Origin of the sequence: Algibacter lectus (genome assembly GCF_004368925.1) — a bacterium.
Taxonomy (GTDB): Bacteria; Bacteroidota; Bacteroidia; order Flavobacteriales; family Flavobacteriaceae; genus Algibacter; species Algibacter lectus.
On sequence record NZ_SORL01000008.1, the window covers coordinates 645,443 to 661,452 of the forward strand.

At 35.4% G+C, this 16,010-nt stretch carries 10 protein-coding genes; 4 read left to right on the forward strand and 6 right to left on the reverse strand.

The genetic code is table 11. From position 1 onward, the window contains the following. Positions 1–71 precede the first annotated feature (71 nt). Positions 72–929 carry an endonuclease/exonuclease/phosphatase family protein gene (locus DFQ06_RS11220; RefSeq protein WP_133967752.1) on the forward strand — a complete coding sequence of 286 codons (858 nt, stop codon included), beginning with the start codon at positions 72–74 and terminating at the stop codon, positions 927–929. A 104-nt stretch (positions 930–1,033) separates the two neighbouring features. Here DFQ06_RS11220 and DFQ06_RS11225 read toward each other — a convergent pair whose 3' ends face one another. The 6 genes from DFQ06_RS11225 to DFQ06_RS11250 all read right to left on the reverse strand — a co-directional run bounded on the left by DFQ06_RS11225 (position 1,034) and on the right by DFQ06_RS11250 (position 12,426). Continuing rightward, complete coding sequence (locus tag DFQ06_RS11225; protein ID WP_133967754.1) at positions 1,034–1,750, reverse strand: hypothetical protein; 717 nt, start codon at positions 1,748–1,750, stop codon at positions 1,034–1,036. Next, positions 1,750–5,109: an alpha-amylase family glycosyl hydrolase gene (locus DFQ06_RS11230; protein WP_133967756.1), complete on the reverse strand. Its 3,360-nt coding sequence runs from the start codon at positions 5,107–5,109 to the stop codon at positions 1,750–1,752. Before DFQ06_RS11230 ends, DFQ06_RS11225 begins: the two co-directional genes overlap by 1 nt. 141 nt (positions 5,110–5,250) lie before the next feature. Beyond that, positions 5,251–6,717, reverse strand: coding sequence for a SusE domain-containing protein (locus DFQ06_RS11235; RefSeq protein ID WP_133967758.1), 1,467 nt, complete (start codon positions 6,715–6,717; stop codon positions 5,251–5,253). Between the two features lie 25 nt (positions 6,718–6,742). Continuing rightward, positions 6,743–7,870 (reverse strand): SusE domain-containing protein, encoded by a 1,128-nt coding sequence (locus DFQ06_RS11240; RefSeq protein ID WP_133967760.1) that lies wholly within the window; start codon positions 7,868–7,870, stop codon positions 6,743–6,745. Positions 7,871–7,891: 21 nt separating this feature from the next. Then, positions 7,892–9,493 (reverse strand): RagB/SusD family nutrient uptake outer membrane protein, encoded by a 1,602-nt coding sequence (locus DFQ06_RS11245; protein ID WP_133967762.1) that lies wholly within the window; start codon positions 9,491–9,493, stop codon positions 7,892–7,894. Positions 9,494–9,504: 11 nt separating this feature from the next. Then, on the reverse strand, positions 9,505–12,426 hold the full coding sequence (locus tag DFQ06_RS11250; RefSeq protein ID WP_133967764.1) for a SusC/RagA family TonB-linked outer membrane protein: 2,922 nt from the start codon (positions 12,424–12,426) through the stop codon (positions 9,505–9,507). Positions 12,427–12,664: 238 nt separating this feature from the next. Between DFQ06_RS11250 and DFQ06_RS11255 the strand changes: the two genes are divergently transcribed. The 3 genes from DFQ06_RS11255 to pgmB all read left to right on the forward strand — a co-directional run bounded on the left by DFQ06_RS11255 (position 12,665) and on the right by pgmB (position 15,935). After that, positions 12,665–13,738 carry a LacI family DNA-binding transcriptional regulator gene (locus tag DFQ06_RS11255; RefSeq protein ID WP_042499472.1) on the forward strand — a complete coding sequence of 358 codons (1,074 nt, stop codon included), beginning with the start codon at positions 12,665–12,667 and terminating at the stop codon, positions 13,736–13,738. A gap of 164 nt (positions 13,739–13,902) precedes the next feature. Then, positions 13,903–15,270 carry an MFS transporter gene (locus DFQ06_RS11260; protein WP_133967766.1) on the forward strand — a complete coding sequence of 456 codons (1,368 nt, stop codon included), beginning with the start codon at positions 13,903–13,905 and terminating at the stop codon, positions 15,268–15,270. Between the two features lie 8 nt (positions 15,271–15,278). Beyond that, a complete protein-coding gene (gene pgmB, locus DFQ06_RS11265; protein ID WP_133967768.1) occupies positions 15,279–15,935 on the forward strand; it encodes a beta-phosphoglucomutase in 657 nt (218 codons plus the stop codon). Positions 15,936–16,010 lie beyond the last annotated feature (75 nt).

The window sequence follows — 16,010 nt, forward strand, 5'->3', positions numbered from 1 at the left end:
TTTGTAAACATCTTTAAATTGGTTAGTAAAACTTGTAGCTTAACGTTTTGAACTAATAAATATATCGAATCATGAAACTTTATTCACTTAGAATTTGTCTTTTATTTATAATTTTTCAAAGTTGTAATAATATAACTAAAGATAAAACGACGAGTGAAACTATTAAGGTTATGACTTACAACATCCGTCTAGATGTGGCTTCGGATGGTGAGAACGCTTGGCCAAACCGAAAAACTTTTTTGTGTTCGCAGGTGTTGTTTAATGCACCAGATATTATGGGTGTTCAGGAGGCGAAACCAAATCAAATGTTAGATTTAAAGCAGGCATTAAAAAACTATAAAACCATTGGAATTGGGCGTTATGGCTTAAATAAAGGTGAGTTTTCGGCTATATTTTATAATTCAGAAAAAGTAAAAGTTGAAAATGAAAATACTTTTTGGCTTTCTGAAACTCCAGATCAGGTTTCTAAAGGTTGGGATGCAGCACATCCAAGAATTTGCACTTACGGGTTATTTACAAATCGTGAAACTCAGAAACAATTTTGGGTGTTTAATACCCATTTAGACCATAAAGGGCACGAAGCGCAATTGCAGGGTGTTGCTCTAATTCAGGATAAGATAAAAGCGCTTAACACGAATAATTTGCCTGTTGTTTTAATGGGAGATTTTAATGCCGAACCTAACACTGAGTTAATTACCAAACTTAGCCAAAGTATGGACGATTCTAAAGGCTTAGCAAAAGTAGTTTTTGGCTCTAATGGTACTTTTAGTGGTTTTAAGACTGAAAAACTAGTTACTCGTAGAATTGATTATATTTTTGTTTCTAAAACTAATATTGAAGTTGAAAAATATGGTGTTTTATCGAGTTTGGTGGATTTGAAATACCCTTCGGATCACTTTCCTGTTTTAACCGAATTAATCATTAAATAACTTCCCAAAAGAAGCATGTTTTCAGAATAGTCAACTTAATAAGAAACACTTTGAAGCTTGATATAAATTATCACCAAGTTTCAAAGTGTTTTTTTTAGGTGAATTTATTGAACGGTAAACTCAAAAACTTGAGATTCCGAAGTATTGTTATTAGTATCTTTAGTAATAACACGCCAAAAATAAGTATTGCCAGAAGTCACGGTTACTGAAACATTATTTGCTGTAGTAGTTGATTCTGTTTGTGTTGGTGGATTTACGGTTCCGAAAAGGATTTCATATTCTGTAATATCATTATCAACATCTTCGCCTAACCATTCTAAGGATAAATTTACTGTTGAAGCCGCTAAGGAAGCCGATAGAGCAGGGCTAACCAATTCCGCTGGAAATGGAGCGTAAGATGATGTTGCTTCGCCTGCATTATAAAATTTCCAAGTATTACTTTGTGCTGTTTCTGTTCCCGAGTTTTTAGAAACCACATACCATGAATATGGCGTGCCTCTTAAAATAGTAACACTTTTTTCTGAAACCGAACTTGTGTAATTGCTTGTAGTTTGCGTGTCTAAATTTTTAACGAATAATTGATATGATGTTACATTTTGAGCATCATTCCAGTTGAATAAAATAGTACTTTCTGTACTTGTTAGGCTAGAACCTTCGGTGCATTCTGAATTTTCTTCAGGGAATGATAAAGTTGCTGCAGTTGGTGTTTTTACTTCATTGACTGGATCCGGATCAACATCGTCATCGCTATTGCCTCCACAGTTAAAAATGAAAAGACATAAAACGAAACTTCCGAAGATATATTTAAGTGAATTTTTCATTAGTTCTTAATTATTTTAAAACTTTTGTTTGCTGTTTTTGTAACCACTTTTAATAAGTAAACGCCTTTTTCTAATGGTGTTGCATCTATTTTTAGTGTGTTGGTGGTTGTCTCAGTGTTGTAAACACGTTTTCCTAAAATAGAATAGAGTTCTACTATAGCTTTATCGTTGTTTAATTCGCCCAAGTAAACATTTAATTCGTTGTTTGAAATTGGATTAGGAAACATCGTTAATTCGTCTCCATAAAAAATAGATTCTTCAAATTTACCTTGACAAATTTTATCGGTTTCTACGGTAATCTTGTTTTCTCCATTTTGTAAAGTAAGTTCAATTTCAGAATTCGAAGTTTCCATAGTAATACCATTAAGCGTAATTTTATAAAGAGAACCACCACTCATGTTAAGTGAAACTAATTTCTTGCCATTTGCAGATTTTGATAGTACCGATAAATTTTCTGGCTCCGTTATAGTAATGTTGTAGCATTGCTCGTAATCTGGTTGATTTTCAACAGTAATACAAACATTATAATGACCAGAAGCTAAATTGTTTTTAATAAAACTACTTGTAAAAGCATCGTCACTATTTAGGTTGTCGCCCGTAATTTTAACGCTATAGTTTAGATTCTTTTCTGCGGAAATATCAATAAAACCATTATTGCTATTTCTGCAAGTTTCGTTACCAATTTGTAGTTTAAAGTTGTTGGCCGGTAAACTAAATATTTCACAACCGTTAGCATCTACTGTAGCTCCAATTGGAGTGTTGCTACACGTATCATTTGTGTTTAAAACACCGTCGCTATCAAGATCTTCTGGATTAATAAAGGTTTTGTCTCCAAAAATAATAAACTCGCCAGCTTTTAATGTTATCGATGCCGTGGTGCTGGTAACTTCCATAGGCATGTTTCTGTCTAGCAAATTATACCAAGTACCTGTTTGCTGAAAATTAGGCGTAATATTTTGTGCTGTAATACCAAAGTTACCAAGTATGGTAATGTATTTAATATCGTTTTCTGTAGCGCTATCCAGTGTTAAATGGATGGTTTTTAATCCTGAAGATTTGTTAGTGTCAACCTCGAAATTAGTGGTTTTGAATATAGGTTCTTCAAGTTTTAAACGAATTAAATTACGCCAAGTATCATGAACAGATTTTCGGTTAGCATCATTTAAGTATTCCCAAAGGATAGGTTTGTTGCCAACTCTGCCGTTTTGGTCTATAGAAATATCATAACCCAATTCTCCAAATTGCCAAATCATTTTTGGTCCTGGTACCGTAAAGAAAAATGCGCCAGCGGTTTCTACACGTTTTAAGGCTGTGTTTAAATCTTTAACATTGTAATTAGTGTTGGTTGCTCCAAAATTAAGGTTTCTGTACATCATGCGTTCTTCATCATGACTTTCCATGTAGCTTACGGATGATGTGGCTTGTGCAAATCCTTTTTGTTTATATGAAACGTTTCCGAAGTTAGATTTTCCATCAGTGAAAAATCCCATAGCTGCATCGCTATAAGTTCCGTTTAAATTGTTCCAAAGCATGATACCTTTCCCTTCATTTATGCGATAGTTCGCCCATTCGTTCTCCTCAGTAATACCACCAAGATGCTCAAAAATAATATAGAAATCATCTTTTTTATCCCATTGGTAATCTGCATATTCTTTTAAAACGTCTACACGGTCTTGCTGATAGCTTCCAGTACAACTCTCGTTGTTTTCAGTACAATTTTGAGTAAATCCTTTGGTTAAATCCCATCGGAAACCATCAATTTTATATTCGTCAATCCAAAATTGAGTAACACGCTTTACATAATCACGAGTTGCTGTTTTACTATGGTTAAAATCGTTAAAAACACTATAGGCATGTTTTGCTGTTTGGTTAAAAAACGGATTATCTGCAGAGGCTGTTCCTCCGTAATTACCGTTATCGGTGTTCCAAAGTCTGTAATATGGATTTTGTCCAGAAGCATGATTAAAAACAACATCTACAATAATAGCTATGCCACGACGGTGGCATTCGTCTACCAAAGCTTTAAAAGCATTTTGTGTACCGTAATATTTATCGAGCGCCATGTGAAATGAAGGGTTGTAGCCCCAACTTTCGTTACCATCAAATTCATTTAATGGCATTAGTTCTATGGCGTTTATACCTAGGTTTTCTATATAATCTAGTCTGCTTTTTAAAGCATCAAAACTGTGTAGAGCATCAAAGTCGCGAAGTAGTAATTCGTAAATTACTAAATCGGTTTTTTCGGGAGCTGTAAAATTGGTTACTTGCCAATTATAGTCTGCATCACCTGTTCTTAATAAAGTAATATTGTGGTTTGTTTTTCCTGTTGGATATGCTGGTAAATCGGGATAAGTTATTGCGTTGATATATTGATCGTTCGATTCTGTTAAAATAACTGGAGAATATGGATCTGCTATTTTTATAGAAGCATCAACGATATATTGGTACATGTGGTTGGTTTGTGGTGTTAACCCTGTTAGTTCTATCCAAAAACGATCTTTACTGTTGTCTTTCTTCATTAAAAAAGCATCATCTATCGTCCAATTATTAAAGTCGCCAATAACATGTACAAACTCTTTTAGCGGGGCATAAAGCACTAAAGTAGCTTTAGTGTTGTCGGTTTCATTATAATTAATACCATCTAATAGCCCATTTGGTAAAGTGGCTTCTGTAGTGGCCGGAATTACAATAGCTTCGAATGTTTTAGATTCTGTTTGTGTGCCATCCGTAATTTGTAATTCGAATGTTGTGGTTTCGTTTACCGGGTAATTGTTAGTATATGTTGTAGTTTGAATAGCTGTATCTACTGTGTTATTGTTGGCCAGAAGTGTAAAGTTGGCCACAGTACTAGAAGTCGCATTAATAGGAAGCGTTTCGCCAGCATTCAAAATAGTTGTTGTTTTTGTAGGCATGTTTAAAAATAGTTGAAAAGAACCAATATCGAAAAAGAAATCGGCACAACCTGATGCTTTTAATTCTTGATTTCCAGATGCATTTCTAAAAACCATACCCATTTTGGTAGATTCGCTTTGTTGCTCGCTTGTTAAACTATAATAAACGGATGGTGTTATAGTGATGCTCCAAGTGCCATCGTTATTGTTTGTCATTTCGCCAATGCCATCATCAGCGCCCCAATTTCCTATGGTTTTAATGCCCCAAGCATCGGTGTCGTTACCTATGCCAGAGTGCATGTAGACTTTGCTTGGTGCAGATATACTATTGCAATCTGTTGCCGTGCTGCTGAGGTTTACCGTAATGGTTATTTGGCTTGTAACTTCGAAAGCGCTAGGTGAAATAGTAACTTGCGAGATAGTGGTTAGGCTAAATAACAAGAACGTAAATAGTAACAGTTTTTTCATCTGTTTTGGTGTTTAGTTAAGTTGTAGTGTGGTAAAAGAAGGTTTTAGTTAAAAATATACGAACGCGTCGTTTTTATAATAACTTCTTTTTTAAGAAAAAAAAGGCTGATATAAATCAGCCTCTTTTATAGATTTAATATTTTAGTTTGGTATAATGTTGTAACTACCATCTAAGTCATTGAACCAGAAATCGTAACTGCCTGTTTCTGCGTTGAACGGAATGTTGTCTCCGTCACCAGATAAATTAGCTTTACCATAAAGTTGATTAGATCCTGAATATCTCCAAACATCTGCCCAATCATCATTTGCTCTAATTAAGATGAAACCTCCATTTGTTAATGTTACACCATTAATGTACCATAAGTGTGGATTGTTAGTGTCCTGAGTAAAATTAGTGTCGTTATCACCGTCCCAACCGTTTGGTGTAGCATCTCCAATAATAGCCATAGAAGTATATGTTGGTGCTGCAGAAGCATCGTATGCTTCTACTGTAAAGCTACCAGATTCTCCGACTGTAGTGAAATTATACGAGTAGTATCCTGCAGTAGCAACATTAAATGTTGCTGGGTCTGAACCGCTACCAGTATTTACTGCTAGAGCAGCGCCATCATTTGTTCCCCATTGTGGTTGCCATGCGCCTTTAGTTTCTAATAATTTAAAAGCTCCTGCTCCAAAATACCCAACATAAACATAGTTGTTTGGTACATCTTGGTTTCTAAATAATGGTGTGTTATTGTTATCGTTACTCCATCCTGGTGATGTTGCATCTCCAACAACATATAAGTTAGGGAATGCAGAAAGGTAAGGTGTAACAGAAATGGTTAAAGCATCGGAAATTCTAGTTAATTCACTACCACCAGAATTTGTGTTTTTTGCCACAATTCTAATATCCATGTTGCCAGCAACTTCAGGAGTTAAACCAATGCCAATAGCAACTGCGTTTAATTCTGAATGTGTTGATGATACTGTACTTGCGTTAGTTGTTGTTCCAATAGAAACAGGACTTGCAAAATCAGTTCCTGCTGTAGCGGCTTCAATAATGTAATTGATGTCGGTGCCTAAAGAAGATTCTAGAACAGCGTCTGTCCAATTTACAGTTAAAACCGTGTCGTCAACAGATCCAATAGATAAAACAAAAGTATCGCCAGCCAAAGGGCTAGAAATTACAGGAGCATCGGTTGGATATCTAGTTGCTAGTAATAAAATACTATTAGAAATTTCGCTTCCCGCGGAAACTCTAATGTAAACGGGCACATCTCTAAATGTTGTTGCACCTGAATTTGCAATGGCATTGTTGAACTCAGCAACAGTCATTGAGAAGTTTTTCGCTTCGGTTGTACCTAGAGTGAACGGCGACGTGAATTCGGCGTCGGCCGCCATTTCAACAGTGTAAGAACTGCTTCCGGTTACCTCGTCTTCCCATGACAATGTAAATGCAGGGTTATCTGGCAATGCAAAATTTAAAAACACAGTGCTAATACCTGGTGTGTTTAGAACAAACTCAGCTTCTGGAGCTGTAATTGTTAGGCTTTCTTCTGTTTCGCAAGACGCGAAAAGCATTGTTGACAAAAGCAACAGAAAGCTTATTTTGGTTATATAAAATTTCATATTTTTTCTATTAAAAGGATTAATATTATAAGTTTAAAGGCACAAGAATGTAACGGCCAGTAAGGTCATTAAACCAAACATCGTAATCGTCTTCTACAATTACAGGGATTGATTCGCCACCATCTGTAGCAACTCCAGAAAATCCTGTTGAACCACCCCAAGCAGATCCCGTGTTTGTTACAAACGTAAGGTCTCCAGGTGTTAAATGTAAAGCTGCTGCATACCACATATGTGTGTCTATAGCTAATGCTGTTAAAGCTGTAGTTGTGGTACTTGAGCCTTGAACTTCAATACTAGAAAAACTTGTTGCTCCTGTAGTGCTGTAAGGTGTTAAAGTGTATTTTTTAGTAGAAAAATCTATGCTGAATTGATAGTAACCAGCTGTTTCTACTCCAAAACGTCCTGGGTCTCCAGATTGTGTTGTTGGGTTTCCGGCAATATCGCCAGCTGTTGCTGGTACATCGTCACCTTCATTTGGGGTAACACCCCATTGTGGTTGCCATAAACCTCTACTTTCTAAAATTTTAAATCGACCCTCATCAAATCCTCCAGGTGTTGTAAAATATCCTGTGTAATAGTAAAGGTTTTGGTTGGCAGCGTCTCTAAATAATGGTGGGTTATTCGCGTTGTTATTCCATCCTGCAGATGTACCGTTTCCTACTAAATAGTAATCATCAAATACATAGTTATAATATGGGTATACATCAAATTGTACTGTATTTGATGCTATAGATTCACTGCTTTGTGAACCTAAAGATGCTACAACTCTAGCGTATAAAGTACCCCAAGTAAAAGGGTCTAAACCTGCGCTACCTGCAGCGGCATTTATTTCACTAGTAGATAATGTTAGGTTGTTACGGCCTGTAACGGTAGATGCTGTAACAGGAGTTGTAAAAGCATCGTCGTTCGCAAATTGCACAGCATAATTAATAGCTGTTTGCTGTCCGTAATTAGATTCTACCCAGTTTAATGATAAAGCTGGGTTGTTTGTATTGTTTGCATCGAGTTCAATTTGGCTGAAGTTTAAATCGGCTAAAATTGGTGACGATGGTTCTGAAACAGAATATATATCAGTGGTGTCTTCGCAAGAACTCAGGCATAGTAAAACTAAACCAATAATGCTAAACACTGAAATGTTTTTAAATTTTTTCATGGTCTTAATTTGTTTTTAATTTTAGTACCCTGTGTTTTGAGTAAGGTTAGGGTTTGCTGCAATACTTCCGGTTGGAATTGGATATACATTAAAGTGTGATGGTAAAGAGATACCATTGCTTCCATTACCTTTCCATGCCCAGTTGTAGTTTCCACCAGTAAATTTATTGTAACGAATTAAATCTTGTCTTCGGTGTGCTTCCCAGTGTAATTCACGAGCGCGCTCATCTAAAATAAAATCTAAAGTTAAATCTCCAGAAGAAATAGTATTTGGGTTGTGTGCTCTAGTTCTTAAAGCATTTACATAACCAACAGCATCACTAATAGTACCGCCACCGCCTCTTAAATGTGCTTCTGCATACATTAAGTATACATCGGCCAATCTAAATAAAGGGAAATCGGTATCAACAAAAGTTTGATCGGCACCAGCGCTTCCTGTTGAGGTTGCGTTTGAATATTTTTCAATAATGTATCCAGTATCTTTATCGGATATTTCTGTAATATCAATTGGTCTATCTGCAGAGATAATAGTATTTCTATCATCGTCAGCAAAAGAAGCATCAAATAGATTAGCTAATTGTTTTCTAATTCTAAGTGCACCACCCCAACCAGGTTTACTAACACCAAGTTCTAGTCCGTTTTCTTCTAAACTTCCTACTTGGCCATTAACCATAACCGTTGTTGGTCCGTAATTTTGCGTTGTTGTACCATCTGAAACTATCGGGAAAATAATTTCGTTTACAGCAGAGTTTGTGTTGTTGTCTGCCATAAAATTGTGTAAATAATTAGGTGCTAATGTGTAACCACCGTCCATTATTTTTTCGCAATAGGTTAAGCATTCCGTGTAATGGTTCTCACCAATATAAACTTCAGCATTTAAATACATTTTAGCCAAAACCATATAAGCAACCGATTTATCGGCACGACCATATTCGTTTTGTCTAGAATCTATTAAATCAGTATCGATTGCTATTAATTCCGATTCAATAAAATCGAATAATTGACCTCTTTCATATACAGGAGGAAACGAGTTAAGATTATCATTTTCTGTAACGAAATTTGCTTTTCCAAAAATATCCATCATGTAGTAATAAGCCATGGCGCGCATTAAGCGAGCTTCAGCTCTATAAGCTACAATGTCGGTTCTTGTAGTTGTCGATACGTTTCTTGCATCTAGTTTAGCGTCTGTAGTTTCTCTTAAAAAATTGTTTGCTAAAGCAATAGAAAGGTGTGCTCTACTAAACATACCAAGTAATAATGGGTTTTGAGCTGTCCATGTATTTCTTTGAATTTCTCTAGCTCCAGGATCATTCTCGTAAGACCAAATCATTTGATCTGCCGATAATGTTTGTACATATAAAAGTACACGTCCAAATTGGCTAGTTCCAGCATCAATGTTTTTAAGGTTTGAATTCTCTGCTCCGTCGGTTCCTGTAAGTGCTAAGTTGGCATAAATACCTGCTAACACTTGTTTGTAAGCTGCTTCGTTAGTAAAAAGCTCTTCGCTTAATACTGTTTGATCGTCATTAGGAACAATATCTAAATCATCGGTACACGAAGTTAGTGTAGCGAATAAAAGTAGAGCGATCCCAATGGTATTTTGTATTTTAAATCTTGGTTTCATAGTTGTGTTTTTTAAAATTTAAAATTAGCTCCTGCCAAAATAGTTCTTGGCCTTGGGTATATATTATTGTCTATGCCTTGGTCTGTACCAACCGATACTTCTGGATCTAATCCGCTATAATTTGTAATAGTGAATACGTTTTGAATTCCGGCCCATAAACGAATGCTTTTTAATTTTTTAGAAACATTAGGAAAAGTGTAACCTAAAGTAATGTTATCCATTTTTAAGAATGAAGCATCTTCTACATAAATATCAGAAATGATAACATCTGCCGTACGTTGAAAGTTATTATCTAAAACCGATGTTGGTAGGTTGCCTAACACCGCATTATCTTGAAGTAATTGGTATTGTGATCGCGATGAGTTTACGTTATTATAAACGTAGTTTCCTAAATTAGCTCTCATATTGAAAGAGAAATCGAAATTTTTATAATTCACGTTAGATTGAAAACCTAAAATAGCGTCTGCACCTGGGTTTTCTTTTAAATAACGGTCGTCTTCATTAATTACGTTATCACCATTTAAATCTACATAAGCACCTTCAATTGGATTTCCAGATGTGTCGTAAAGTTGTTTATAAACATTAAATGAGTTAGGCGAAAATCCTTCGCTTAAGATTTGAATGTTGTTACCTGTACCGCCAGAAATACCACCGGTTTTAACATCCTGGCCTTGGGCAAGTTCTTTAATTTCTCTGTCTAAAAATGTTGCATTAAAATTGAAGTCTATAGTGAAGTCTTTTTGTTTAACCACATCGGCATTAACCGAGAATTCTATACCACGAGTTTGTAATTCGCCAATATTTTGGATGATGTTGTTTGAAAAGTTTGTACCATCGGCAACAGCAGCAGAGAATAATAAATCGGTAGAGTTTTTCTGAAAGAAGTTTAACGAACCAGAAACGCGATTGTCAAAAACACCATAATCAATACCAAACTCTATAGTTGCTGTTTCTTCCCACTTAATATCTGGGTTTATTTCTGAAGCAATAAGCGATTGGATCACTTGGTTCCCAAACTGGTATTGAGAGTTAGCATCGCCGCCTCTATACCTGTTTAAGAAAATATCTTTTTCGCTAATAGATTGTTGACCTGTAATACCATATCCTGCTCTTAATTTTAAGTTTGAAATGGTTTTAGAATCTTTCAAAAAATCTTCATCACTAATATTCCAAGCTACAGCAGCAGCAGGAAAGTTGCCCCAACGATTTTCTTCGCTAAAACGAGATGTTCCATCGCGTCTGTAAGTTAGTGTTACTAAGTATTTTTCTGAAAATGTTAAGTTGGCTCTACCAAAAAAGCCAATTAAAACCACATCTGGATCTGCGTAAGTGTTAGCAAAAGTTTGTGGATCTCTTAAGTTACCTGTATCGTTTCCGTTAAAGGTGAATTTTTGATAAGAGTAACCTGCCATTAATTCGGTACGGAAGTTTTCAAATTCTTTTTTATAGTTTAAGTAACCATCTAGTAATTTGTTGGTTCTGTTTTCAAAACGACGTAAAGTATTTCCTTTTACTGGGTCGTTTGTTGGTACATTGTACGATGTAGATTGAATTTCTTTTGCCTTAGTTTCATCGTAACCAATATTTATTACCGCTCTTAAGTCTGGTAAAAAATGGAATTTATAATCGAAGTTTAAGTTACCATAAACTCTATTAGAATCTCCTGAATTATTAGTTTGAAGTAATGATGCTACTGGGTTTGTCGTTCCGTTTAAAACCGTTGTACCGTTGCGGTGTTGGTAATAACCATCAAAAGGAGATGTTGTATCGTAAACCGGTTGTGTAGGGTCGTAAGATAATGCAGCGCCTATTTGACCAGAATCTGCAAAGCGGTTATCTTCAAAACTCATGTTTGCATTTAAATTAATTTTTAAATGATCTTTAAAAAGTGAAGGGTTTAAGGCTAAGCCTAAGTTTCTACGTTCAAATTCCGAAGTCATTAAAGCGCCTTCTTGGTTGGTTAATCCAAAAGAGAAACGTGTTGGAATGGCTTGAAATAAAGAACCTTGCATAGAGATGTTGTGTTGAGATGATACGGTGTTTCTAAAAATCTCATCTTGCCAATCTGTGCTTGTTGCGCCTAATAAACTCTCGTCTAAAGTGGTTCCGTTAAGAGGTTGCGATGCAACAAGGTTTCTGTATTCATCTCCAGAAAACACATCAATACGGTTAGCGATTTCACCAAAACTGTATTGCGTATCATAAGTAGCGCTAAATGAAGATTTACCTTTTTTAGTTACAATAATAATAACCCCGTTTGATGCTCTAGAACCATAAATAGCGGTTGCCGAAGCATCCTTCAATACAGAGAAAGAATCAATATCATTTGGGTTAATACTAGCTAAAACTCCACGAGATCCTTTTACACTATTGTTATCTATTGGTAAACCATCGATAATAATAAGTGGGTCGTTAGATCCGTTTATAGACGAGCCCCCACGAATTCTAATTTGAGAGCCAGAACCTGGAGCGCCACTTGTAGTAACACTTACACCTGATACGCGGCCGCTTAATAAGTTTTCTGGAGTTACAATGTTTCCTCTTGTAAAGCCTTCCGAAGTAATAGCTTCTACGGAACCTGTGGCATCTTTTTTAGTTGTAGATCCGTACCCAATAACTACTATTTCGTTAAGTAGTGCAGCATCTTCATTAAGTTGAATATTTAATGTTGTTTGTCCTGAATAGGTGATTTCTTGTGATTGGAAGCCTATGTAAGTAACAACAAATATGTCGCCATTTTTGGCTTCAATTTGAAAATTACCGTCAAAATCTGTTGCTGTTCCTGTTGCAGTGCCTTTAATTACGACATTTACTCCGGGAAGCGGAATAGAAGTTGCTTTTTCTGTTACTGTCCCTTTTACTCTATTTTGCGCGAATATTAATGTAGGTGCAAATAGCAAAAAGAACAACAATCTTTTAATAGTTGTCTTCATACAAATTAGTTTAAATAATGTCTAAATTAGTTGTTTATACTTTCACTTCTCGTGTTAAAATTATGTAAAAGAAATTGTTAAACAGTGATTGTGGGTTACGAAATTCTTAACGAAAACGTTTTCGTGTTGATAAGTTTTCATTATTTAAGTCTTAAATTATCAATTTCACATAATTGAGCCGTGATAAATTATGTCGTAACTTTATGGTGTTAAGTATATTTTTTGTTAATTTACTTCAATGAAAAGAAAAATAACCCTTAAGCAAATTGCCCGCGAATTAGAGGTCTCCATATCTACGGTGTCCAAAGCTTTAAGCGGAAGCAAAGAGATTAGTGAAGATACCACGCAAAAAATACAAGCATTTGCTAAACTTTATAACTACCGGCCCAATAATATTGCGCTGAGTTTAAAAAATAGAAAAACAAAAACCATAGGGATTTTAATACCTGAGATTGTGCATCATTTTTTCTCAACCGTTATTTTTGGTATTGAGCGTGTGGCCAATAAACGAGGTTATAATGTAATTGTAGGGTTATCTAACGAGTCGTTTACCAAAGAAATTATAAACATGGAAATGCTTGCCAATGGTAGTATTGATGGGTTTATTCTTTCTATTTCTAAAGAAACATTACTTAAACAAGATTATCACCATTTTCATGCTACCATTAACCAAGGCATGCCTATTGTTATGTTCGATAGGGTGGTGAGTGAGGTGGATTGTGATAAGGTTATTGTTGATGATTTTAACGGTGCAGTAAAAGCGGTAAACATGCTTATTAATAAAGGTTGCGAGAATATAGCGCTTTTAACAACTATGGATTATGTAAGTGTTGGCCGACTTAGAACACAAGGATATTTAGAGGCTTTGGAGCGTAATAATATTGAGCCGAATTCCGATTTAATTTTAAAAATTAACGATAGTTTGAATTCTGCAGATCATCTGGAGTTTTTAGAGAATGAAATTAATAAGTTTTTCGAATTAAACCCTAATATTGATGGTGTTTTTGCAGTAAACGAACTGTATGCTATTACAGCCATGAAGGTGGCAAAAAAAATAGGATTGAAAATCCCGGAAGATATTCAGGTTATTGGTTTTACCGATGGTGTACTTTCTAAACACGCCACACCAACTTTAACAACAGTGAGTCAACATGGACAAAGAATAGGGGAGCAAGCCGCTAATTTACTGATAGATAGATTGGAATCTGAAGATGTAGAACCAGACTCGTTTATTGTAAATAGTAACCCTAAATCGGACTTTATAAAACTAGTAATTGAGACCGAAATAATTGAAAGAGAATCTACTAAATAATTTTTTTTCTTTGAAAATTTAAAATCTTTCATATCTTTACACCGAAATCAAAACTTATATTTTCACTTCTCACTTAAGTTTTGATAAGTTATATCGATATTCTTTTTTATTGAAATTGGTATAAAACCGCTTATCAAATAGTATTAACTTTAATATACTATTTAATGGAAAAGCGTAAATTAAGTTTCTGGCAAATTTGGAACATGAGTTTCGGATTTCTAGGGATACAATTTGGATTTGCACTTCAGGGAGGCTTTATGTCTCGAATTTTTCAAACATTAGGCGCTAGTCATGATGACATTCCGTTGTTATGGATTGCTGCACCTTTAACGGGTTTACTTGTACAACCAATTATTGGTTATATGAGTGACAGAACATGGCATTCAAAATTAGGCCGCCGACGCCCTTACTTTTTAGTAGGTGCTGTGTTAAGTTCTATTGCTTTATTTTTTGTGCCACATTCTTCTGCGCTATGGATGGCTGCCGGATTTTTATGGATTTTAGATGCTTCCATTAATATTTCAATGGAACCCTTTCGTGCTTTAGTAGCCGATAAATTACCGGAATCTCAACGATCTTATGGTTTTGTAGTACAAACGCTTGTTATAGGTATTGGTACTTGGGTAGCTAGTAATTTACCTTGGATGGTTTCTCAGTTAGGAGTTTCCGATGCTGCGCCACAAGGTGTTGTGCCTATGTCGGTGAAAGTTGCTTTTGCTATTGGTGCTATTATCTTTTTGTTGAGTGTTTTGTATACCATTTTTACAACTTCAGAATATCCTCCTGAAGACATGGAAGCCTTTGAAAAAGAGAAGCAAAAGAAAAACCGGTTTATTCCAGACATTGTAAACAATATTGGTAACATGCCATTAACTATGAAGAAGTTGGGTGTTATCCAGTTTTTTTCTTGGTTTGCGTTTTTTACCATGTGGAGTATGGCAAACCCGGCATTAACCGAGCATATTTTTAATGCACCTGCTCCTATTGAAGCGAGTTATGATATGAGTGTTCTTGCTCAAGAAGAAGCTTTTAATGTCGCAAACACAACATTTCAAAAAGCATCGAATTTAGTAGGTTCCGCCATGGGGATTTACGGATTAACTTCTATGGTTTTTGCTTTGCTTTTAACGTTTTACACATCAAAAAGAAATATTAACCGAAAGTACGTGCACATGGGGTCTCTTATCTTGGGAGGTCTCGGTTTTATTGGTATGTATTATATTTCGAGTCCCGAAAATTTAAAGTATTGTTTCGCTTTAGTAGGTATTGCTTGGGGTAGTATTCTCTCCATGCCTTATGCTATGCTGTCTAGTTCGGTAGATCCAAAAAAAATGGGAGTGTTCATGGGGATTTTCAATATGTTTATTGTTATCCCACAAATAATTGCAGCTCTTGGAGGCATCAATTATGTGTCGAGTTTAATTGGCGATCAAGCCATAAATGCCATGCTTGTGGCAGGAGGAAGTTTAATAATTGCAGGCTTATGTAATTTTCTAATTACAAACAAATCGGCCATTTCATATCAATCTTAAATATAAAAATGAATACAGTAGGAGTAATATTCGATTTAGACGGTGTTATTGTAGATACCGCGAAATATCACTATTTAGCATGGAAAAGCCTTGCCGATAGTTTGGGGTTTGAGTTTACAGAAGCAAATAATGAACTGCTAAAAGGTGTGAGCCGCGTACGTTCTTTAGAAATTTTATTAGGACTTGGAAACGTTACGCTTTCCGAAGAAAAAAAACAAGAAGTTTTATTAAGTAAGAATGAGCATTATCTCAAGTATATCCATAAAATGGGAGCTGATGAAATTTTACCAGGTGCCGAAAAATTATTGGATAGTTTAGATGAACTAGGTGTTAAATACGTGCTAGGTTCTGCAAGTAAAAATGCACCATTAATTTTAAAACAAGTTGGCTTGTTTGATCGCTTTAAAGGTATTGTTGATGGAAATAGTGTTTCTAAAGCCAAACCAGATCCTGAAGTATTTTTAATTGGAGCCGAAAAACTAAACCTAAAGCCAGAGCAATGTATTGTTTTTGAAGATGCCATTGCAGGAGTAGAGGCAGCAAATAGAGCGCAAATGGTTTCTGTTGGTATTGGTGATAAAGACACGTTAAGTGAGGCCGATTATAGCTTTAATGATCTTACGGAAATCCCTGCAGATTTTATTGAAAGTATAAGCAATAAGTAGTAAAATATAATTTAGAAAGAAGACAAAACAGAAAGGTGATACATTGCGGTTAAGCCTTTCTCTCAAAATATAAAA